Source organism: Acidobacteriota bacterium (assembly GCA_016713675.1).
Taxonomy (GTDB): Bacteria; Acidobacteriota; Blastocatellia; order Pyrinomonadales; family Pyrinomonadaceae; genus OLB17.
Genome location: JADJOS010000001.1, coordinates 416678 through 440613, shown reverse-complemented (window position 1 = coordinate 440613; position 23936 = coordinate 416678). Strand labels below are relative to the sequence as shown.

Below are 23936 nucleotides of genomic sequence, written 5' to 3'. Positions count from 1 at the left end.
GAAAGATGTTGATCTAGAAAATGGTTGAAATTCGACGGGCGATCGAAAGTGACAAACCCGCGATCTGGCAGATCATCAAAGCTGTGATCGCCGGCGGCGACACGTACGTTTTTTCACCTGACTCGACCGAAGATGAGATGATGGCGTTTTGGTGTACGCCGGACAAGCACAACTATATCGCCGTGACTCGCGTGGGTGGCTCGCCGCGATGTTCTTCGGATCGACCAGTTCACGCCGCAGCCTATGAATGCCAAGTGCAGATATTTCAATTCGTTTGCCATAGATAATTGCCGCCGAAAAGGTTAGGCGCTGCAAGCTTCCGATCACTTTTGACCACGCACTCTGAGAACGAGCAGTATGATCAGGTCCACGATCACCACAAACAAAACGATCGCACCGGTGATGATCATCGACATTCGTCCGAAGACAAAGCCGAATGCGACCGCCAATACTCCGCCGATTGCGGCAATTGGCCAGTGTTTCTGGAGAACGTCATAAATAAACGTCAAATCCCAAATGATATTTCGCATTGGTAGTTATTGTTCGCCTTTCAATTGGCATTCGACTTTGCGCGCTACGCGGCTTTGCGTAAAAATACCTCAACCGGCGCAATACGAGTTTTACCCAAAGTCGCCCAGAACGCAATGGCAGCAAAAACGATCGAGATCCGCAATGCCGAAGACCGCGATAAGCCCGCGATCTGGCAGATAATTAAGGCCGTCATTGCCGGTGGCGATACGTATGTTTTTTCACCTGACTCGACCGAAGATGAGATGATGGCGTTTTGGTTTACGCCGGACAAGCACAACTATATCGCCGTTGACGACGGCGAGGTCGTCGCGACATTTTGGCTGCGGGCGAACAATCCGGGCCTGGGGAGACACGTCGGGAACGCCGCCTATATGGTCGCTCCTTCAGCTGCGGGTAAGGGCATCGGCAAGCAGAGCGCTCTGTGGTCGCTCGGCGAGGCACGTCGGCTTGGCTTCACAGCGATGCAGTTCAATTTTGTTGTCCGATCCAACACCGTCGCGGTCAAACTGTGGCAAAGTATCGGTTTCGAGATCATCGGCGAGATCCCCGACGCGATGAACCACGCACAAAACGGCCTGACGAATGCGTACATTATGGCCGGAAGCTCTAAGCCAAATTAGCGGCTAATTCTTTTCGAGTTTTGGCCGTTCGATCTTGACGGGTGTTTTGTAGTCAAACGTTCGCTCGTTCGTCGATCCGTCATCCATTTCGAAGATCAACTTTAATGGAAGGCCTGTCTCCGTGGCTACCCATATCTTGACAGATGAGGGCACATCAAGCTTTTTCTCGGTCAACTTAAAGCTAAAGACCTCGGCGGCTTGACCGTCGAAAGTCTCACTGCCCTCTGAAGCTGCGTTGAACCCGGGCAAAGTTCTTTCTAAATCATCCAAGGGAAAATAAAATGTTTTTGCCGCAGTGTAGTTTACTCCTGAATCAATGCGCCAAGGCCACGCGCTGTTCATTTTACTGAAGTTCTCTTTGCCGATAATTATTACCTTCGTTTCGCTGTCATCTGAAGATGATCTGCTAAAACTCTCGTCTTTTGCCGAGAATTGCTCGATGAGTTTATATGAGCCGCCTTTCCCTCGAGTAAATGTTGACGTCACAAATGGAACCGACCGCAGCTTTTTCAATGCATCCGTTGCCCGTGCGACCGGATCGGCCTTTGCGGTATTTGAGGTGTTGGCTGTTCCGCTATTTGACGTTCCGCTGCTGCCGGTATTGGACGAATTTTGGCCGGGCAGCTTGCAGCCGATAATAGAGAACAACAATATCAAGACGATGGGGATCAGGTTCTTCATAGTTACGCTTCGGCCAAATAATGGTCGTTTTGAAATAGTCTGGGTTTGTTTTTGTATTTATACAACAACACATCGTCGCTCGACAAGGCGAGCAACTCGCGAATATTAGCGGCTGCGGCTCTGAGCACGACCATTGGCGAACAACTCGAATACGTAAACGGACGGTCGATCTGATCCGTGACGAAGATTTGCGAAACGAGCTGGACCGGTAAAAGAAAATTGTCGACTGAATTTAGAAAAAAAAGCTTTGCCCGATCGGTAAAATGCGATGACATCAAAGCCGGAAAGATATAAAATAATCGGAAAATCGCACCGAAAGAAAAGATCAGTTCTATTGTCAGATCGTTGGGGGAAATTATGAAGAGCCTACGCACTATATCCATACTTTTACTTCTCTATTCCGCCAGTTTCGCTTTGCCGGGAGACTTGGATACGACCTTTGGCGTTTCCGACGGGTATGTCGTTTCGGATTTTCTGGTGGCGCAGGTCGATGAAATCGCGAACGATGTTGCGGTGCAAACGGATGGGAAAATAGTCATTGTCGGAAGCCGATATGCGGGCATCAATGCTCTCGATTATTTGGTTGCCCGTTATAACGCGGACGGTACGCTCGATACGACATTTAGCGGCGACGGGATCTTTCTTTTACATAACTCAAATTCAGATAATCTAAACGCTGTCGCTATTCAAACTGACGGAAAGATCGTGGCGGTCGGGCAAAGTAATTCGTCGTCCGAGGCGTACGCTATCCGCCTTAATACGAACGGCACACTCGACACGACATTCAGCGGGGACGGAATTTTTGAGATCACAAGCGCAGGAATCGCTCTATCGGTCGCTCTTCAGACGGACGGAAAAATTGTCATCGGTTCGCGCGGCTTGTCGGGCGAATCGATCATCATTCGTTTGACGACAACAGGAGGACTCGACACGACTTTCGACACGGATGGACTTGTCTCATTGAGTCCGAGTCATTTTGAGCCGTACGGTTTGGCAATTCAATCAAACGGCCGGATCGTTGTCGCGGGGTCGAGTTCGATCTTTGCGGGCGGCGATATTTCGACGGTGCGCCTCCTGACCACGGGCGCACTCGATCCGACCTTTGACTCGGACGGGATCGCGGTAACCGCGGTTTACGCTGGCGACAGCGAAGCAAGAAGTTTGGCGATCCAAACGGACGGGAAGATCCTTGTCGGCGGTGGTCCGGGAGCAAACGGAAGCGAAACCGAAGCCGCACTCGTCCGTTACAATTCCAATGGTTCGCTCGATACTACTTTCGACGGCGACGGCATAAAAACATTCAATTTGAACATCGGAAGCGGCGACAAATATTTCAACGACCTCGCCGCACAGGCGGACGGCAAGATCTTGGCGATCGGCGACACGACCTATTCTATACTGTCACTTTTCGTTATCGAAGATTTTACAATTTTGCGTCTCAACGCGGACGGGAGTTTCGATACGAGTTTCGACGGAAATGGCATTGTCCGCTCGCAATGGTGCGAGCAAGGTTCGGATCTTGCCTTGCAAACCGATGGCAAAATTGTTGCGATCGGTTGGCAAGAGCGTCCGTCAAGTCCGAACGACTCCGGCATTTGCACACAACGATTTAACGATAACGGCGCGGTTGATACAAGTCTGAATTTTTCGGCCGGCGACGGCACGATGAAGCAAACCGTCCTGTCCGCGCAGGAATTTAGTTCCGTCGAAGCAATTGCTGCCCAACTGAACGGCAAAATTTATGTTGCCGGTTGGGGCGAGGTTGCGAATCAGTCATACAATATTGCAAAACTGATTCGGCTGAATGCGGACGGTACGCTCGACACGACATTTATGGACGAAGGCGTTTATGAATACTCAAACGGCTCGACTTCGACCTATTTTAATGACTTGAAAGTGTTGAGCGACGGCAGTCTTTTCGTTGCGGGCGAAGGCGGAATCCCGCTTGGCGGTGTTATCGCCAAATTCACTCCGTCGGGAGCACCTGACACCACATTCAGCGTTGACGGCGTTACAAATGTAAGTGCTATTTCGCGGATCTACGGTTTGACCGTGCAACCGGATGGCAAGATCATCGGCTGCGGTTCGAACGGTTCAGGATTGGCACCGAGAAACGGTAAGATCGTCCGACTTTCTGCGACGGGGACACTTGAGACCGATATTTTTTCAAATTTCGGCAACGCCAACAATAACGAGATCTTCGAATGCTCGTTGCAATCCGACGGCAAGCTTATCGTTGCCGGCTACGGCAACGACGGTACGAGTGATTTTGTCGGCATTTCACGCAAACTCACCACGCTTGCCACTGACACAGCCTTCGGCACAAGCGGCATTGTGACCAACGATCTGTCCGCCGCGTTAAATGATCGAGCCACAGATCTGATCGTTCAACCGGACAATAAGATCGTGGTCACCTCTACGGGTCTAAATATGGGCGGCGACCGCGATTTTGCGATATTACGGTACGATCCGAACGGAGCTTTAGACCCGAATTTTACGGAGAATTTCGGCACCAACGGCATTTCGCTGATCGATTTTGTCATCGGCAATCCCAATGACGACGCAAACGCTCTTTTATTTCAGCCCGATGGACAAATGATCGCTGGCGGCTTGAGCGATAACGCAGTTGACAAACGCTTCGGCGTGGCAAAGTTGAACGCCAACGGCACGCCGGCGCTCGGTTTCGGCACATTGGGCAGAATCGCTACGACATTTCCAAACAACGACGCCCGGATCAACGCCTTGGGCTTTTACTTGACCGACAGAATTGTCGCGGCCGGGAAAACCTGGAACGGAACAGATTACGATCTTGCCGTTGTGCGCTATCAAAACGAACTTATCCCGACATCTGCCAACGTTTCGGTTTCGGGCAGAATTTCATCAGCAGCCGGAAACGGCATCAAAAATGTGATCGTAACGCTGGTTTCGCCAAACGGAAGCGTTCTGACCTCCCGTACAAGCACATTCGGCTATTTTCGCTTCGATGAGATCGCGGTTGGCGAAACCTACGTCATTTCCGTTAATTCGAAACGATATACGTTCGATCCGTCGTCGCAAATTTTGAGCGTCAACGAAGAACTGACAAATATTGATTTTGTCGCACAAGAATAAGAAACGCAGTTACTCTTAGGTCGAAGTTGTCCTGGCAAAAGCAGCTCGATCGTGGACGATATCCCGGGTCTTTGCCCGAGCAATAAACGGCTTGACGAATGCGTACATCAGTGTATCGCCAGCTATAGAAAGATTCCCAAGTTTGTATGCGTTGGTACGATAAGATCATAACCCAAACTCGTTTTGAAGATGGCTCGCGAGAACTCAAGAAAGGCGAATTGAAGGGCATTCTGGTTGAGTGCTTCACTGATCGCGTTCAGGAACTCTCGTACGTTGGATTTGAAAAAGGTGCCTATCGGTTTCGGCGCACAGCCGAAAATGAGGGATTCAAAGTTTGGCAGACGGTTGAACTGATGCACAGCTTTAGTGGGCGTAATATTTCCTGTTCGGTTTCATCATGCCTCAATCTCAATTACCTATACTCGAATCAATACAATTCTGGTCTATTAAATCCTCGACAGCCCTTGATCGGTCTTAAGAAGCGGACGCCAGGCATTCCACTCGAAGAGGCCTACTACTTTCACAACGGAAGAATCTCTACTACTACAGATCGGGTAAAGCAGATCTGCGACGACGTAACGAAGTTTGGCCTGCCATTTTTTGAAAGACATTTGCACTACGTACGTAGCTCTCCGCTTCTAAACACGGGTTTCGACTTCGTACGCAAGCTTGAGATTGACAAAACGACATTGCAAGAAGAAATGGTCTCCAATCTCAAGGAACGGCGATATCGCATTTCCGGGATAGAGAATCCAGTCTATCTTGAGTTGAAACGACTGCTTCAGTCGGTTTCTGGTCAAGAAAGAGAAGTACGGAAACAGATTTCAAAGCTCGCTTATGAGTTATTGGAACTATATTGGGCCTGTGAGTAGCCGCCTCGCGTTCAGACATTTCGCCACATAAGGTATGATTGTTGTTTTACCATGACCATTGACGAACAACTCGAATACCTCAAAAAAGGCACGGTCGATGTGATACGTGAGGAAGATTTGCGGAAAAAGCTTGAACGGTCGGCGAAGACCGGAAGACCACTGCGCGTCAAGCTTGGGCTCGACCCGACCGCACCGGATATTCATGTCGGGCATACGGTTGTGATCCGAAAGTTGAAGGCCTTTCAGGACCTCGGACATACGGTGATCTTTTTGATCGGCGATTTTACCGGAATGATCGGTGACCCTTCGGGCAAGAACGTGACGCGGCCGCCGTTGTCGCGTGAAGAGATAAATGTGAACGCCGAGACGTATAAGCGGCAGATGTTCAAGCTGCTTGACCCGGAAAAGACAGAGCTCCGGTTTAACGGTGAATGGCTCGATAAGTTTACGGCGGCCGATTTTGTAAAACTGTGTGCGAAAACGACGGTCAAACAGATCCTCGAACGCGACGATTTTACAAAGCGGATGAACGAGGAAAAACCGATCTCGCTGCACGAGCTGCTCTATCCGCTCGTCCAGGGCTACGACAGCGTTGCACTAAATGCGGACGTGGAACTTGGTGGCACCGATCAAAAATTCAACCTCTTGATGGGCCGCAATCTTCAGCGTGAATACGATCAGGAACCGCAGGTGATCATCACCACGCCGCTGCTCGAGGGCCTCGACGGCGTCCAGAAAATGTCCAAATCACTTGGCAATTACATCGGCATCGAAGACGCCCCGAATGAGATGTTCGGTAAGATAATGTCGATATCGGACGAGTTGATGTGGAAGTATTATGAGCTGCTGACCGACCTCACTCCATCGGAAATTTCAAATCTCAGGTCTGAAGTTTCAAATGGCGGTAATCCTCGCGATGAAAAGGTAAACCTCGCCAAGCGGATAATCGCGGATTTTCATTCGAACGAAGATGCAGCGATGGCCGAAGAGGATTTCGTCAAACGCTTCGTCCAGACAGAGGTGCCCGACGAGATCGACGAAAAGCATATTGCCGCCGGGAACTTTGCATTAGCGCAATTGCTCGCTGATACGGGACTTGCGGCATCAAAGGGCGAAGCCCGCCGCCTTATCGAACAAGGCGGTGTAAGGGTCAATAATGAAAAGGCGGCCGCCGCAAATGCGGAGATCGTGATCGATCAGAACGGTGTCCTGCTGCAGGTCGGCAAACGAAAGTTTCTGAGGGTCTTCGGTTCGTAATACGGTTCTGAGATTGTGATATAATCCGAAATACTCATGAGAACCGCTGCACCAAAACGTGTCAAACTGGCTGAACGTATAAATGCTTACGTTACCAGCGAAGCACCGCTTCGGGCGATGGCGGGGAATTGGTCAAAGACAGCCAAGGTCGCAATGGACGAGGCCAACAGCCTGTCGCTCGAGCACGTCGATATCACGCTCGACCGCCTGCCCAAAAAACTTGATGGCTTTAAGATAGTTCATCTATCAGATATTCATCATAGCCCGTTCACTGGCCTAGAACATATCGAGCGCGTTATCAAAGTGGCCAATCGACTCCGGCCGGATATGATAATGCTTACCGGCGATTATGTCTCGCATGAGCGTGAATACATTGCTCCGGTAGCGGCCGCATTAGGGCATTTGAAGTCGCGGTTCGGTACGTTCGCCTGCCTCGGCAATCACGATCATTGGACCGATGCGGAGCTTGTTACGCACCTTTTCCGCGGCGAAGGGATTAACATGCTCGTCAACGAGGGTGTCAGGATCGAGGCCCGCGGATCGTCATTTTGGCTCGCTGGCGTTGATGATTATATGGTCGGCAAGACCGACATCGTCTCGGCCCTCAGAGGTTCATTTCCGGACGAAATGAAATTGCTCCTCGCACACAATCCGCTGATATTCCGCGAGGCAGTAAGGGCAGGTGTCGATCTAACGCTGAGCGGACACACGCACGGCGGGCAGATCAAGATACGCGACGAAGAGAAACGAATTTTGCCCCGACGCAAACTCAAGGCCGGGCTGCACGCACGCAAAAATTCACAGGTTTACATCACCCGCGGCATCGGCACGGTCGTGGTCCCGATGCGATACCAATGTCCGCCCGAGATCTCGTTGTTGGAGTTAAGAGCGGCGGAATGAGCGACCCACAAGTTTCGACCAAGGTCCTGACGATCCCAAATATCCTGACTTTCCTGAGGATCGGGCTAATACCGGTTTTTGCCATCCTCCTTGTATACCAACGCGTCGGCTGGGCTCTTGTTGTTTTTACTATCGCAGGTGTGTCTGACGGTATTGACGGTTTTGTTGCCCGCAGATACAAACAAGAATCTGAGCTCGGCACTATCATCGATCCGATCGCCGATAAGCTGCTGATGACGACCGCGTTCGTGATGCTGACGATGTCGAGCGTTATGGGAACACCGCGTCACCTTCCGGTGCCGTTTTGGGTGACGGCGACGGTTATCGGCCGTGATGTGGCGATCGTAGCGATCGCCGGTGCAATAAATGTGATGACCGGTTTTCGCGGATTCAAACCGTCATGGCTCGGAAAGGCGAGCACCTTTGTCCAGGTAATCGGCGTCATTGCAATACTTGTTGCAGCCGTTTTCCCCGAACTTCGGGGATTCTATCTTCCTACTGTTTATACAACGGTAGCCGGATTCGCAGTTTTCTCCGGCATCCATTACATCTTCCACGTCGCCAAACTAATGCGTGAAGCCGAAAAAGAATAAGGGCCCCGCGTTTCGGCGAAGCCCTTGTCGATCACTTTTCGTGAGCAAGCTAGAACTTGCTGGGATCCGGAAGCGGCGTCTTAGTGATGTAGCTGACGTATTCCGAAAGGCCTTCGTCCGTCTTCTTGACAAATTTGTAGACCTGGGCGAGACGGCTCTTAAGCGCATCTTTATTTGCCGCATTTTCCGCATCGGCCTTTTTCGATGAACGGGCATAAGCGTCAAGCATCAGATCGAGGGCTTTCTTTACCCGTTCTTCCAGTGCGGCCACCTCAGCTTCGTTTACCGGTTTTGATCCCAATTTTGCTTTCATTGCATTGCCGAGATTGGTATATTCGTCCTCATAGTAGAGGGCGATCATGTTGTACGGTAAAGGATTTTCCTTTATCGGCGATTCGAGAAGCGTTGCTTTGTAAATACTGACAGCCCCCGCCTTTTTGTCCCGAGGAGTGACCAACGTACCTTCGATATAGTAGGTCCAAGCCAATGCTTCGGGTTTGTCCTTGAAAGGTGCAAACGATTTCGGCGAGGTCCCGGCCTCAAGCAATTCCTCAGCCTTTTTTGCGGACGAGATCGTGTCGTCAACGAACGACTTATCGCCGGCTGCCATCGCATTGTATCCGGCGTATGTCAGGTTGATAAGGATATCTACGTTCTGAGGCTCGTCAGCAAGTATTTCCTTGCCCAATGTGAATGCAGTGGGGAATTTATTACCGTCCACAGCCTTGAAGAACGTCGATGTCCTATAGTTTTCTACATACTTACGGACCTTCTTAACGTTGTCGTTCTTTTCTGAACCGAACCTGGTCAAAAACTCCTTGCCGGTCTGATACGCCTTTTCCTTGTCGTCAGTGCTGGAACTGTTTGACAGCGTCGCAAGTTCCTTTAACAGTTCGTCCTTTGACAGCTCTTTTTGAGCGATGCCCGACGTAACAAACATAACCGTCAACATCATAACTGCTGCGGTCGAAAACAATATCTTCATGAAATACCAAACTCCTAAAATTAATTTATTTTGAAAATATAGCAAACCGGCATTTGTTTGCCCAAACCGACACGGAGACTTATTTCAAACCGATCATCTCCTCCAAAGTTGGATGGATAAAACCTCGCTTTTGTTGCGTGAAAACTTTGCCCGCGGCGACCTTGTGCGAACTGAAATACGATCTCGTTCGAGGAAAAGATTTAAACTTGACAATAAGACACTCAAGTATTATATTCGCTCTAGGCTCAAGTTAAGTTTATATTGGTGAGCTACGCAATAATTTCGACGGAGAATATATATATGAGCAAAATTATAGGTATCGATCTGGGAACGACAAATTCGGTTGTCGCCGTTATGGAAGGTGGCGAACCGATCGTTATAACAAACAGCGAAGGCGGTCGCACGACGCCGTCGGTCGTGGCATTTGCCAAGGATGGCAACCGCCTCGTCGGACAGGTAGCTAAGCGACAAGCCGTGACAAATCCTGAAAACACGCTGTATTCGATCAAACGATTTATGGGCCGCCAATTCGGTGAGGTCAGCGAAGAGATCAAACAGGTGCCATACAAGGTCGACAAAGCCGGGAATGGCGATGTCAGCATTAACGTAGACGGCAAGCATTTCAGTCCGCCCGAGATCGCGGCGATGGTGCTGCAGAAATTGAAGCAGTCTGCCGAAGATTATCTGGGATCAAAGGTCGAAAAGGCCGTTATCACCGTTCCTGCATATTTCAACGATGCACAGCGTCAAGCGACTAAGGATGCAGGAAAGATCGCAGGCCTCGAAGTCCTGCGAATCGTAAACGAACCTACCGCGGCCGCCTTGGCATACGGACTGGACAAGAAAAAGGACGAGATCATCGCGGTCTTCGACTTCGGCGGCGGTACATTTGATATATCCGTGCTTGAGGTCGGCGAGGGTGTGGTCGAAGTAAAATCGACCAACGGCGATACGCACCTTGGCGGCGACGATGTCGACGAAGTGCTCGTCGGCTGGATCATCGAAGAATTCAAGAAAGACCAGGGTATCGACCTGCACAACGACAAAATGGCTCTTCAGCGTCTCAAAGAGGCCGGTGAAAAGGCAAAGGTCGAGCTCTCGTCGGCAATGGAAACGGAGATCAACCTGCCATTCATCACGGCGGACGCCTCAGGGCCGAAGCATTTGGTGATGAAGCTAACGCGTTCAAAATTTGAACAGTTGGTCGAGCCTGTCCTCAAACGCCTTATGCCGCCTGTCGAACAGGCTATAAAAGATGCCGGCCTAACGCCGAAGGACATCGAAGAGATCGTGCTGGTTGGCGGTTCGACCCGTATCCCGAAGGTCCAGGAAATGGTCAAAGAGTTCTTTGGCAAAGAGCCGAACAAATCGGTAAATCCTGATGAGGTCGTTGCTCTCGGAGCTGCGGTCCAGGCCGGTGTTTTGGGCGGTGAGAAGACAGATATTCTCCTGCTTGACGTCACTCCGCTGAGCCTCGGTATCGAGACCTTGGGCGGTGTTTCGACGCCGATGATCCAAAAGAACACGACCATCCCGACACGCAAATCGGAGATCTTTTCGACCGCATCGGACAATCAGACATCCGTCGAGGTCCATGTGCTGCAGGGCGAACGCCCGATGGCCTCGGACAACAAGACGCTCGGAAAGTTTCACCTCGTTGGCATTCCGCCGGCACCCCGCGGCGTACCGCAGGTCGAAGTTACTTTCGACATTGACGCTAACGGTATCGTGAATGTTTCGGCAAAGGATGTCGGAACCGGACGTGAGCAGAAGATCACGATCACATCATCGTCGGGCCTCTCGAAAGAAGAGATCGACAAGATGATGAAGGACGCCGAAGCACACGCAGGCGAGGACGAAAAGAAAAAGTCCGAGATCGAAGCCCGCAATCGTCTCGACGGACTGATGTACAGCGTCGAGAAAACGTACAGCGAGAACAAGGATAAACTCGATGAAGCTTCGTCGACCGAACTCGAAGCCGCGATCGCCGAATCGAAAACTGCCCTCGCCGGCAGCGATGTGGACGCAATGAACTCAGCGTTCGACCGCATTCAGACCGCTTCGCACAAGTTGGCTGAGGTGCTCTATGCAAATACAGCTTCGGCCGAAGGCGGTGCTGCGGCGGACGAACAGGCGGCATCGGCAACGGCCGGGGCCGACGGTGACAGCGGAGCCGCGGCGGCCGATGATAATGTCATCGATGCCGAGTACGTTGATGTCGAAGACGAAGAAAAGAAGTAGTGAGTTTTAACCATTGATGCGGGGCGAGGGACAAGCTAAAGCTGAGTTTGCCTCTCGCCCTTCGTCACTTTACACTTGTCACTGACAAATGGCCAAAAAAGACTATTACCAGATCCTGGGCGTCAAAAAAGACGCAAAAGCGGACGAGATCAAGAAGGCGTACCGCCGTTTGGCGCGCAAGCACCATCCGGATGTGAATCCGAATGACAAGGCGTCGGAGGACAAGTTCAAGGAAGTCCAGGAAGCTTATGACATCCTTTCGGATGACAAGAAGCGAAAGGTATTCGATCGTTTTGGCTACTACGCGGATAATCTTGATGTAAATTCGCCGTTCTCGACTGGTCCGTCCGGCGGCGGAGCCGGAAGCCCGGGTTTCGATTTCTCGGGATTCGATTTTTCGACCGGGCCGAGCAGCGGTGGCGGCGGTTCAAGCTTTCGAGATATCTTCTCCGACCTTTTCGGCGGCAGCGGTGCAGCAAGCGGAGCACGTGCCCAGCCCGAACCGCCGCGTGCAATGCCGAAGAAGGGACGCGATATCGAGATGCCTCTGGCATTGAGTTTTGAAGAGTCATTCACGGGATTGACGACAAATATCACGGTAAATCGCAGTGAGCAATGTTCGCGATGCCATGGAGCCGGTGATACAGGCGGGCCCGTTGTTACCTGCCCCACTTGTAAGGGCGCGGGACAAGTGATGCGGACCGGCGGGCGGCTGCAATTTTCGCAGAGCTGCAGCGATTGTGATGGTACCGGCAGGCGTCGACAGCCTTGTTCCTTGTGTAACGGGAAGGGAGTGACGCCAAAGACCGAACAAGTAAAGGTCAAGATTCCTGCGGGCGTCGATACGGGTTCACGGGTACGCATCCCGAAAAAAGGCCACGGCGGCCGTTTGGGTGCCGAACCCGGCGATCTCTTTATCCTGACCAACGTCGGCAAGCACAAGTTCCTTGAACGCAAAGGCGACAATATCTACATCTTCGTGCCGATCACCGTTTCCGAAGCTGCCCTTGGAACCAAGATCGATGTGCCTACGGTCGAAGGTAAAGCCCAGCTAAAGATCCCGTCGGGAACAGAATCAGGCCAGAAGTTTCGCCTTAGAGAACGCGGATTCCCAAGTTTGAGAAATCCGCAGCTTCGCGGCGATCAGTTCGTCGAGGTCAAGATCACGCTGCCGCGGGTGATCTCAGAAGAGACGAAGCAGGTTTTGCGTGAGTTTGAAAGATTAAACCCCGAGAATCCGCGAAAGGTGATCGGATTGGAATAGATCATGTCGGCATCAACGGCACAGCAAAAACGATCGTACATTTCTCTGGTGATCTGTGTTTTGACGTGTGGTCTGACCATCTGGTCGTTCTATCCGGGGTTTATGACACCCGATTCGATCGCGAACCTGACGCAAGGACGCGAGGGTGTTTTCTACGACGTAAACGCTCCGTTGATGTCGTACCTGATGGGCATTTTTGATCGAATCGTCGCCGGCCCGGGCCTGATCTTTGTCATTCATAATATTGTATTTTGGACGGCGTGCTATTTCCTTTGGCTTTCGGTAGCGGATAGATCTCGATGGTTGGGATTGTGTGTGATTCTGTTTGGATCAACCCCGGGCATCATGGCACAGATGACAATGGTTCTTAAGGATGTCGCACTGGCGACCGGGCTGTTTGCGTCCATCGCTCTCTTATATTTCGCGATTTCGAAAAGGAGCCGTATTGCACTGTTGATCTCGCCGGTATTTTTGTTTTATGCCTTCGCAGCAAGGCTAAATGCAATAGCGGCGATCGTTCCGATCGCTATCTGGGCCGGATTTGTTTTTGTTGAGGTATTCGGATACAAAACGTCGCGGTTAGCTTCGGCCTTTGTCGGAATTGTGTATCTTGCAACGCTCTGGACCGGAGTTTACCTAGTGAATACTGCTTTGACCGAAGGCAAAACGACGTTTCCGTTTCAGCAGGTCTATCTTTACGATCTAGCGGCGATCTCGGTCGCTACGAATGAGAACTTGTTTCCGGCGTATATCGCTCAGGACCGAGACTTCTCGATGAATGCGGTTCGCGAAAGGTACAACGAAAGGTCGGTGAACGACCTGATCTATAAAGATGTTCCGTTGGAGGGTGACCGGCCGGTGTTAGCGTTGACACAGGATCCGGAGAATATCGCAGACCTCAAAACGGCTTGGACGGCGGCGTTGTGGGCCAATCCCATAACGTATATGCGCCACCGGTTCGATATTTTTGCCCAGCTTGTAGGGCTGAAGAGGTCGGTCTCTGTGCCGTATTGGTTTCACGGATTTGCCACGAGTCCCACGGAGTTTCGTGGAACGGAAAATTCAGGCTTTTTGGTGCTGATGAAGTATTTCGAGGCGTTTCGGCGGCCTCTGATGCAAACGTTCTTTCACCGTATGTTCATCTGCTTGGGAATCTGCCTGTTTATGTTGTATAAATCGGTTAGGATACGGCTCGCGGGTGATTGGCAGTTTGTATTTGTGCTGGCATCAAGCGGTTTGCTTTATTCGATGGCGTATTTCCCAACGACGCCTTCGACAGAATTTAGATATCTTTTTTGGCCGGCGATCTCGTCGGCACTGGCAATTATATTCGGAGTATATTTGATACGGACGAACAAAACTGAGCGATCGAGTCTTTTAAGCAAAAAGATTTCGGCTTAAAGTGGAGGCCCATTTTTGTTGTTCCACTTAATTTTGTGTGAGGTGGAACGGAACAAAACGAAACACGATTAGATATTGAGAGCGAAGGCAGTCGGCAAATGGTGAAATCACGGATTCGAACTTATACGATCAGTGCGGTGGCGGAAATGTACGACATTCATCCGCAGACGCTGCGGCTGTACGAACGCGAAGGCCTTTTGCTTCCGTCGCGTTCGGTCGGCAACACGCGACTTTATGAGGACAGCGACCTCGAGCGCCTTGAGATCATCCTGTCCTTAACGCGTGAACTCGGTGTCAACCTGGCCGGTGTCGAGATCATTCTCAACATGCGAGCCAAAATGGACGAAATGCAGCGCGAGTTCGAACGCTTTTTTGAATACCTCAAAAATCATGCCTCTGAGTTTTCGAGCCGGAGCGAAGCCTTTTCCTCCAGCGAAGCTCTCATTCCCGTTTCGCGACATCGCGTGATGAGGGCTGCTTCGCATTCCGACACTGAAGACGCAACCTAACCGCTGATCCGCTTTTTGTTCAGGGCGGTCTTACCAATCAATTAACGTCGAGCCGGGCTTCTATTGCGTTCCTTTCGGTTTTGGGATAGGATTCTTAGATTCTCGCTACTATATTTTCGTTAGGAGTTATCGATGTTTGGAAGAATTTTGTCACGCAGTTTAGCATTGGCGCTTATTGTTTTTGCACTTGGTTTGGTCGCTTTCGCTCAGGATCTGGATGACGTGACCATTGGTGGTCAGATCTCTGACTCTAACGGGCTCGCCGTGGTCGGGGCAACCGTTACAGTCACAAATGAGGATACGGGCGAAACCCGAACCTTGACGACAGATGGTGACGGCCGATACAGATTCCTTAAGCTCAAGCCCGGAGCGTACAAGGTCAAGGCGGCCGCCAGCGGATTCGGAGCTCAGGAAACGCCCGCTTTTTCAACCATTTCAGCTCAGAATGTGCTGAGGGATTTCAAATTAACTCCGGCGGCAGTAACGGCTGAACAGAGTATTACCGTTACCGAGGACGATGCTCCAATTGTCGATACGACCAGGACGATCGTCGGCGGAACGATCGCCGAACGTGACATCGAAGAGATCCCAAACTCAACGCGAAATGCACTTGACCTTGTATTAACGCTCGGCGGCACATCCGAGGAGCAGTTGTCGACAAGCGGCCTTGCTGAGGATCGCAATGCAAATCCGAGTTCCGCACCGCTCGAACAAGGTAATTTCTCGATCTCAGGTGGTACGGCCTATTCAAACAACATCACGATCGACGGCCTTGACAACAATGATGACCGATCGTCACGCGACCGTTTCCAGCCTTCTCTTGAGGCGATAGCTGAGGTGCAGGTGATCGCTAATCAGTTTTCATCAGAGTACGGACGTGCGTCAGGCGGCCGTGTCAATATCAGGACACGAGCCGGCGGCAACAATTTCCGCGGACGTGCGTTTATGTTCTTTCGCGATGATTCGCTCAACGCAAACAGTTGGTACAACAACAGCCGAGCCATTCCACGGCCGGATCTTCGTGAGTGGAATCCCGGATTTTCGCTCAGCGGCCCGGTCAAGATCCCTTACATCTATGATGGCAAGAACCGCACGTTTTTTGCATCGACCTACGAATACAATAAATTAGAGGATACGACGCTGATCGACACGTATATTCCGGTTGTTCCAAACCCGCGATATACGCTGCCGACACCGACGGGTTCACAGCAATTTTGCGATAATGCGAACCCCGCCAATTGTCCGTTAACGGCGGGCTTCATTTCGCCTTATTCCGTATTGTATTCCACACCCAGCACCAATCACGTTTGGTCGGCGAGGATCGACCATCGGCTCTTTAAGGGCAACGACCTTACGTTTGGGATCCAATTTGCTGATCGCAGCAATCGCCGCACGAACGGTTCGTCGACAACCCGTCTCGAAGACGCATTTCAGGAAAAGAACAACAACACGATCGCATATAATATTACCGACAATCAGGTATTTGGTGCTGTTGCGGTCAATCAGATCCGTGCCCAATGGTCGCAGTTCAAACCTAGTTTCCAAACGGCTAACCCGCTTGATCCGGTCGTTCTCGTTGGATTCCGAAATCCGGTGACAAACGGCGTTCAGACGCTCATTGCCGGCAACTCGACCACCAGCACCTCCTCGAATTTCTCTGATTCGCGAAATGAAACTCGTTTCCAGATCCAGGATTCGCTTACATACATGTGGCGAAATCACACATTCAAAGCCGGAGCGGACATCCAGAATGTCGTTTCGAAGGTTTTGGGGCTGGGTGATGCGACGGGAACATTCAATTTTGGCAGCGTTCTCCAGTATTCGAACAACCAAGTTACTCGATTCCGACAAAGATTTGGCACCGGTCAGGATGTCGAAAACACGTACTACGGGGTTTTCTTCAACGATGAATTCAAGCCGACCTCAAACGTTACCATCAGTGCTGGGTTGCGTTATGAACGTGAAACTGCCGTCTCTGACAATAACAATTTCGGCCCGCGTTTCGGGATCGCTTGGGACCCGTTCAAATCCGGAAAAGGGGCCATTCGTTTCGGAACCGGTATTTTCTACAACCGAGTCCTGCTCCGCACCGTCGGCGATTCAATTCAAAACGGCGGAGGAACTCAGGTCGATTTCGATTCGAACTTTATTGGAACCGGAGCGACCGATGTTCGTCGTATCCCCATCCTGAATGCTATATCGGCCGGTTTCCCCAATAGCTACGCTTCGGTAGCAGATCTAAGGGCATTGGTCGTGGCAGCATGTGCGACAATAACAACAACACTTCCGTGTAATTCAAACACTGGTTTTTCGGTCGGCAATCTTTCAACTGCCGGAAATCCCCTTCGTACCGTCGAAGCCGACCTGAAAATACCTGAAAGCTATCAATTCAACATTGGTTTCGAACGAGAACTCCTTAAGGGCTGGGTTTTTGAAGCCAATTATACGTGGAATAAAACGGTCCATCTCTGGCGCGACTACAATTCGAACGCTCCGCGGCTACCGGCCGGATTTGCCGACTGGACAGCTTATTTGGTGGCGAATCCGTTCGATCTTTCCCCGACGCGGCGCTATACATTTTATCTTGGCAGCACCGGCGACGGCAGCGGACTTGCAACTACAGCGGGCGGAGCCACGGCTTGCGGCACCACCACGGCAAATTGCTTTGTCAATCTGAACACGCTCAACAGTTCATCGACCTCTCCTGCCGTGGCCGTGGTCGGACAGAACAACAATTCGACCGGAGCTCCGATCGGCATCGCTCTTGCCGCGATCTCACGTTTTCGCCCTGACCAAACGGTCGAGGAAACGTCGCTTATCGGTTCACGCGGAAATTCCTTGTATCAAGGGTTGATCTTGGAATTGCGCAGCCGTTACCGGCAGCTTGGAGGCGGATTTGCCGGTTCGATCCGAATGGCATATACGCTGTCGAGCACAAAGGACGATGGCCTGAATAATACTTCAAATGCCGAAGTCAACGGCGATTTTAGCCGTGAATGGGCCCCGAACCTACAGGATCGCAGGCATCGGCTTGCCGTTTCAGGCACGATTCAGACACCGCAATGGTTTGGCCGGTTGCGCTTCTCACCGCTACTTCGTTGGGGGAGCCCGGGTCGATTCAATCTCGGGGCAGGCGGATCTGACCGCAATCTGGACGATCTTGGGACCGACCGTTTGAATTTCAGCGGGAACATCAAGGACATTGTCTATCGTGAACCCGGATCTCCGATCCCTGACGCATTGATCGCACAGTTCTCACTTCAGCCGATCGGTGCCCGAAGCGGAAATTTGATGAGGAATGCCGGTACCGGTCCGAGCCTCTTCACTTTTGATATCAACGTTACACGCGAATTCAAATTTGAAAAGCGATTCAGGTTGAGGCCAGTCATTGAGATCAATAATCTATTCAATTCTTCGGTCTTTAGCTTTGGCTCCGAGTTCATCGATTTCGCCGCTTTGCGAAGCGATGGTACGGCACCGACAGCCACCCAACTTCTTGCGCGACAGAATTTCCTCGTTCCGACCCGAACCTATCGCCAACGGACGATACGGCTTGGAGTTCGATTCGATTTCTAGTTGCATTTCAAGTTGAGTCACTTGGCCGCTTCTCCTGGAGGCGGCCTTTTTTTGTTGGGAACAAAGATGATGACTTAGCAGGTGTAAACGTGGTAAATTGGATTGTTGAACATCTTTGTTCACATGACCAATATGAATCAGGTTTTGACTGAGCCGCGGTTGCCGTTCACCGAGACATCGATCGAATCGGTGCTGCTCGACGCCGAGTTGTTTGTAAAATACAGTTCGCCGGAAAAGGCGTTTGCTTTGCTTCGTGACGCTATCGACCGAAGCCCTCGCTCCATCTCACTCCGTGAGAAGATGAGGGATATCTGTGTCCGTCAGAAGAATCTCAACGAGGCAGCCCGGCAGTGTCTTGCATTGGTGAGTCTGTATATAGGCCGCGAGGCATTTGACGTCGCGTACGACCGTTTGCAGGAAGCAAAGCTGCTTGACCCTCGAATATCGGTGGCACCGGGGCTCGAGGCGATTCGCCGAGCCCGCAGGCCCGATTTTGCTGTCGGTCGCGAAAAAACATCGCAACAGGTCCGCACCGACGTTACATTCGCCGGAAACCTAGCCTACGTTAATGTTTTCGACGCGGTACAGGTCATCGAGAATTCCAAGATGACCGGGCTACTTGTGATCAAATCCGATATGCATCTGGCCAACGTTGCGTTTAACGAAGGCAAGATCGTCGATGCTGAATGTAACGGGCGCAATGGTGTTACGGCGTTTCGCGAGATCATCGAGATCAGTGGCGGTACATTTGAATTTTCCACTTCGGACAACGAATTTCCCGTCGTTATCAATGTCACCAGCAATACGAATTTTCTTCTGGATTGCCTTACTGAACTGGATAATGAGCGAGCCGAAAAGCAAGGTCTTAGAAACGTCGGCGATGAGATGATTTAGGTTGACTTCAACGTTCATTTACCGCAAAATATAGTGTTCCTTCATTCGAAGAGCACTATAGGATGTTTAAGCTTCAGCGCCTCGAAATAACCGGATTCAAGTCTTTCGCGGACTACACCGAAATAGTATTTACCGGAAATGGCATCACCGCCGTCGTCGGTCCGAATGGTTGCGGCAAGTCGAACGTGTCTGATGCGATCTCGTGGGTGTTGGGTGAACAGCGAGCGAAATCGCTTCGCGGCGGCGAGATGAAGGACGTTGTATTTGCCGGCACCAAGAACCGTAAACCCGGAGGAATGGCCGAGGTCGTCCTCCACCTTGTCCGCGACGATTCGGTCGATCTTGGAGACGAAAATGAACTCGAAGGCATAGACGAAGCTCTCGGCGGTATCGACGAAATGGCCGTCGATATGGACGAGATCGAAGGTGTCGATCCTGATCTGGAAACTGAGGTGATCGAGGCCGTCGTTGATCTCGAATCCAATGGCTATGGCCATCATGAGTCGGAGTTTGAAGTAGAGTCGGTCATGGCGGCTCAGGTCGGTTCGATCCAGACCATTGAGAAAAAAATCAAGACAAAACGCCATTGGCGTCCACGATCATTCGCACTTGACTTTGCCCCGGGCGAGGCCGTTTCAGTCACTCGCCGTTTATATATGTCGGGCGAGAGCGAATATCAGCTAAACGGCAAAAATTGCCGTCTACGCGATATCTCGGATCTGTTTGCCGGTACCGGCCTTTCCGGTTCGCATTACGCGATCATCGAACAGGGCCGTATCGGCCAGATCCTGTCGTCAAAGCCTGCCGATCGCCGTAATCTGATCGAAGAAGCGGCAGGGATTTCGAAGTTCCGTACCCGCCAGCGTGCCGCTGAATCGCGACTCGAGAGTGCAAAGACAAATCTCGGCCGAATTTCGGATATTGTTTCCGAGATCGATAAACAGGTCAATTCGCTTCGCCGCCAGGCCGCCAAGACGCGAAGATTCAAAATACTCCAAGAAGAATTCCGTGTCCTTTTGCGGCAGCTTTTTGCCGCCGAAGGTAAACACCTGACCGAACTTTCCGCCCGGCTTGAGATCGATCTCGCGAAAGCTGCCGAGGCCGAGGCCGGACTTCACGCTGAACTCGCCGTTAAGGAAGAGGCCTCTCGTGATTCGACAGTGACCGCTCGAAAAGCCGAAGAAAGCCTGGCCGAATTGCGGAAGATCCACTCGGTAAATGCGCTCGAACGCGATCGCGCTGAGCGTGAGCACATCTACAAGAGCGAGCAGGTAGTCAATCTGAACAACCGAATGGAGGTTCTGCGAGGCGAGATCGCTGCCAGCGAACAGCGGCTCGGGTTGCTTGCGACCGAGCTCGAACGCCTGCAGGAAGAAGAACAAAAGGAATCCGTCGAATTCAACCTCGCCGACGCCGCTCTTAATGAGGCGGAGGCTATCCATTCGCATGAATTCGAGTCGCTTCGAGCGGTCGAATCCGCGATGGAACTTGTTCGTGCTGAACTGATCCAACACACGTCTGCCGCCGAAAGGTTTGATGAGATCGGCCGCCAGCTTGAGATCAATCTCGACCGTCTATCGCAGCGTGCGTCGGGCCTTGAATCAGAAGCAAAGCGGGCGGAACAAAATTTTGCGGAGCACGAAAAGCAAGCGGCCGAACTCGCGCGGACACTAGCCGCCGAAGAGAAAAAACTCAACGAGCTAAATGCTGAAAAAGACGAGCTGATGGCTGTTACGAACGCCTCTCTCGATGCACTTCGTTCAAAAGAGGCCGGACTTGAGTCGCTCAACGAGGAACATTCCGCAAAACGCCATCGGCTCGCTACCTTGCTTGAACTCGAGGATAGCCGTGCTGTTTACACGCCTCAGGTGCAAAAACTGTTTGCCGAACAGGGATCGATCGGCGTAAGACTCGCCGGCGTACTCGCTGATAAACTAAACGTCAACGAAAATGCCGAGACAGCCGTTGAGACGCTATTTGGTGATTATCTTCAGGCAGTTTTGGTCGAATCGCTCGCCGATGCAAAACGTGTCTCAGAGTGGCTCAAGGCGAATAACATCGGCCGGACGGCGATGCTGATCTTGCCGAGCGGAGGTGAAACGAGGACGGCGACCTCAAGCAGCGGCGATACGATCGGCGACAGTCTCGGGGTTTCATCTGAGATCGCAGCATTGCTTCGCGACGTCTTTCCACGAGAGATGTCGGCGCGGTTGGTCGATGATCTTGAAATTTCAGGTGCCGGAGATGTGCTGATCAATCACGACGGAGATCTGCTGCTGGGCGGCCGATTGTTCGTCGGCGGAAAACAGCGTTTGGACGGCAAGAACGAATCGCTGCTCGCCTTCAAACGTGAACTCAGCGGCCTCGAAAAAACGACCAAACGCCTCGCTTCCGAGATCGAAACGGCCCGGACAGCGGCCGAAAAGGCACGACGAATACTCGCTGACAACGAGAGCAAGATGGTCGATCTGCAGTCACTGATCATCAAGGTCGATCGCGGCGTTCACGGCTTGCAGATCCAGGTCCGTACGGCCCGCGAAGAGATCGAACGTGCCGAACGCCATCGCAAGGTCGTCGCGGATGAGTCAGGCCAGACGGTCTCGGAGATCACCGAGCTCCGCCAAAAACGAGATGATGCGTTGGCAAACAAGATAGCTGCTGACCAAGCACGTGCCGAGTCGACCTCGGCTCTCGAACGAATCGCCAGACAGCTCACGGAGGCACGCGTCATTCTCGACGCGTCTAGTGCGGTGCTCAACGAAAAGCGTATGGTCGCTGCGACATCAGGAGAGCGTCGACGTTCTGTTCAATCGGCCCTTCGCCGTGTCGAGAACGAAGGCAAAGAGATCGAATCGAGGCTTGCACTCCAAAATCTTGAGATCTCAGAGGCTGATTCCAAGATCAAAGCTCTGCATTCTTCGATCACCGAGATCACTGATCGCATTGCTAATGCCGACGACGAGATCGTACGCGAGAATTCGGAGCTTTCGGGCGCGATCAACGCGCTTGCGGCCGCTCGGGCCAATTCCGATGCGATGAGCGAGCAACTTGCCGAGATCAACCGTCGGTTGGGCGATGCTCGAAACGAAAGAGCCGAGATCGAGATCCGCCAAGCTGAGGCAGTAACGCAGCTCCGCAACACTGCCGAACATTGCCAGCAAGAGCTAAACATTGCACTTTCTGAGCTCGTCGAACAGACGGTGATCGATGAAGATCTGGAACTCGAGTCCGCCCGCCGCGAGGCAGACGATCTTCGTCAGCGGCTCGAAAATTTTGGTGCGATCAACATGCTCGCCCTCGAGGAACTCGGCGAATCGGAAGAGCGGCTGCTGTTCCTGACGACACAGCGGCAGGACATTGTCGACAGTATTGCCGCGACCGAAGAAGCCTTGCGAGAGATCAAACAGCGTTCGCGGGAACGGTTCCGGACGGCGTTCGATTCGATAAACTCGAATTTTATCGAGTTCTTCCACGAGCTGTTCGGCGGCGGCCGCGGCGAGATGACATTGCTTGAATCCGACGACATACTCGAAGCCGGAATCGAAGTCGTCGCTCAACCGCCGGGCAAACGCCTGCAGAACATCATGCTGCTCTCAGGCGGCGAAAAGGCAATGACGGCGATCGCACTCGTGATGTCGATATTCAAATATCGTCCGTCACCGTTCTGTCTGCTCGACGAGGTTGACGCGCCGCTCGATGACGCTAACGTCGGACGTTTCGTCAACAAGATCGCCGATATGTCTGAAAAGACACAGTTCATCGTCATCACCCACAACAAACGAACCATGGAAGCCGCAAGAGCGCTTTACGGGGTAACGATGCAAGAAGCAGGCGTTTCAAAGGTCGTTTCCGTCAAATTCGAATAGCGGACTTCTGTTCCGTTCCACCACACACAAAAGCGTTTCACGCGGAACAAACCTAAGATACCAATTTGTCATCAAACAGCCGTCCATCTGATAATAGCGCGATCGGTCTATGGTGCAATTTTGGAGAAAACTCATTCCCTTCGTAATGACCGCGTTGGCCGCGTCAGCCGTTATTGCTCAGACAAAGCCGAAGCCGGTAATTAAGAAACCCGTCGCGCAGCCCGTAGTTGGACAGCCCCAACCGACACCGACACCGACGCCCTCAAAGACTCAAAAGAAAAATGAACGCCCGACCGAAGTCGATCAAACGCCCAAGATCCCCGCGTTTACACCGGTTTACTTTTACGAATTTTCACGCCCCGGATTTCTTATCGGTAAGATATGGATCGAGCATGACGAAACAGGAAAAGGCAAAATCACATTTCAACGGCAGGAATTCGACGAAATGGTCACCGACCCGATCGAGCTTTCTCTCGGAACGATGGAAAAGCTTAGAACGGCGTTCGCGAATCTCAATTTTCTTGAGTCGACGGAGAGCTATCAGTACGAAAAAGACTATCCGCACATGGGAAATATCGCGATAACCGTCAAGAAGGACAGCAAGTCGCGAACTGCGAAATACAACTGGACGACAA

At 51.8% G+C, this 23936-nt stretch carries 17 protein-coding genes; 14 read left to right on the top strand and 3 right to left on the bottom strand.

All coding sequences use genetic code 11. The annotated features are described in order from the left end of the window. The first annotated feature begins 20 nt into the window (after positions 1–20). Positions 21–287: a hypothetical protein gene (locus tag IPK01_02010; protein ID MBK7932275.1), complete on the top strand. Its 267-nt coding sequence runs from the start codon at positions 21–23 to the stop codon at positions 285–287. Positions 288–323: 36 nt separating this feature from the next. On the opposite strand, the gene IPK01_02005 is transcribed toward IPK01_02010, so the two are convergent. After that, positions 324–530 carry a hypothetical protein gene (locus tag IPK01_02005; GenBank protein ID MBK7932274.1) on the bottom strand — a complete coding sequence of 69 codons (207 nt, stop codon included), beginning with the start codon at positions 528–530 and terminating at the stop codon, positions 324–326. A gap of 114 nt (positions 531–644) precedes the next feature. On the opposite strand from IPK01_02005, the gene IPK01_02000 reads away from it, so the two are divergent. Then, positions 645–1151, top strand: a complete 507-nt coding sequence (locus IPK01_02000) for a GNAT family N-acetyltransferase (protein MBK7932273.1) — start codon at positions 645–647, stop codon at positions 1149–1151. Positions 1152–1154: 3 nt separating this feature from the next. Here the strand turns inward: IPK01_02000 and IPK01_01995 are convergent, their stop codons facing one another. Beyond that, on the bottom strand, positions 1155–1832 hold the full coding sequence (locus IPK01_01995) for a hypothetical protein (protein ID MBK7932272.1): 678 nt from the start codon (positions 1830–1832) through the stop codon (positions 1155–1157). A gap of 357 nt (positions 1833–2189) precedes the next feature. Here IPK01_01995 and IPK01_01990 point away from each other — a divergent pair, with 357 nt between their 5' ends. The 5 genes from IPK01_01990 to IPK01_01970 all read left to right on the top strand — a co-directional run bounded on the left by IPK01_01990 (position 2190) and on the right by IPK01_01970 (position 8565). Further along, on the top strand, positions 2190–4943 hold the full coding sequence (locus tag IPK01_01990; protein ID MBK7932271.1) for a hypothetical protein: 2754 nt from the start codon (positions 2190–2192) through the stop codon (positions 4941–4943). 146 nt (positions 4944–5089) lie between these two features. Next, entirely contained in the window at positions 5090–5815 is a 726-nt protein-coding gene (locus IPK01_01985) for a hypothetical protein (protein ID MBK7932270.1), read from the top strand. A 51-nt stretch (positions 5816–5866) separates the two neighbouring features. Then, positions 5867–7072: a tyrosine--tRNA ligase gene (locus IPK01_01980; protein ID MBK7932269.1), complete on the top strand. Its 1206-nt coding sequence runs from the start codon at positions 5867–5869 to the stop codon at positions 7070–7072. A gap of 36 nt (positions 7073–7108) precedes the next feature. Beyond that, positions 7109–7972: a metallophosphoesterase gene (locus tag IPK01_01975; protein ID MBK7932268.1), complete on the top strand. Its 864-nt coding sequence runs from the start codon at positions 7109–7111 to the stop codon at positions 7970–7972. Continuing rightward, positions 7969–8565: a CDP-alcohol phosphatidyltransferase family protein gene (locus tag IPK01_01970; protein ID MBK7932267.1), complete on the top strand. Its 597-nt coding sequence runs from the start codon at positions 7969–7971 to the stop codon at positions 8563–8565. Before IPK01_01975 ends, IPK01_01970 begins: the two co-directional genes overlap by 4 nt. A gap of 49 nt (positions 8566–8614) precedes the next feature. On the opposite strand, the gene IPK01_01965 is transcribed toward IPK01_01970, so the two are convergent. Further along, the gene (locus IPK01_01965; protein ID MBK7932266.1) at positions 8615–9550 is read right to left on the bottom strand and encodes a hypothetical protein; all 936 of its coding nucleotides are present in this window, start codon (positions 9548–9550) and stop codon (positions 8615–8617) included. 300 nt (positions 9551–9850) lie between these two features. Here IPK01_01965 and dnaK point away from each other — a divergent pair, with 300 nt between their 5' ends. From dnaK to smc, 7 genes are all read left to right on the top strand, one after another. Then, on the top strand, positions 9851–11791 hold the full coding sequence (dnaK, locus tag IPK01_01960) for a molecular chaperone DnaK (GenBank protein MBK7932265.1): 1941 nt from the start codon (positions 9851–9853) through the stop codon (positions 11789–11791). Between the two features lie 88 nt (positions 11792–11879). Beyond that, entirely contained in the window at positions 11880–13055 is a 1176-nt protein-coding gene (gene dnaJ / locus IPK01_01955) for a molecular chaperone DnaJ (GenBank protein ID MBK7932264.1), read from the top strand. A gap of 3 nt (positions 13056–13058) precedes the next feature. Then, positions 13059–14456: a hypothetical protein gene (locus tag IPK01_01950; protein MBK7932263.1), complete on the top strand. Its 1398-nt coding sequence runs from the start codon at positions 13059–13061 to the stop codon at positions 14454–14456. Positions 14457–14554: 98 nt separating this feature from the next. Continuing rightward, positions 14555–14965: a helix-turn-helix transcriptional regulator gene (locus IPK01_01945; GenBank protein ID MBK7932262.1), complete on the top strand. Its 411-nt coding sequence runs from the start codon at positions 14555–14557 to the stop codon at positions 14963–14965. A gap of 132 nt (positions 14966–15097) precedes the next feature. Continuing rightward, positions 15098–18541 (top strand): carboxypeptidase regulatory-like domain-containing protein, encoded by a 3444-nt coding sequence (locus IPK01_01940; GenBank protein ID MBK7932261.1) that lies wholly within the window; start codon positions 15098–15100, stop codon positions 18539–18541. A 105-nt stretch (positions 18542–18646) separates the two neighbouring features. Then, positions 18647–19435, top strand: a complete 789-nt coding sequence (locus IPK01_01935; protein ID MBK7932260.1) for a DUF4388 domain-containing protein — start codon at positions 18647–18649, stop codon at positions 19433–19435. Between the two features lie 62 nt (positions 19436–19497). Further along, positions 19498–23301, top strand: a complete 3804-nt coding sequence (gene smc / locus IPK01_01930) for a chromosome segregation protein SMC (GenBank protein ID MBK7932259.1) — start codon at positions 19498–19500, stop codon at positions 23299–23301. Positions 23302–23936 lie beyond the last annotated feature (635 nt).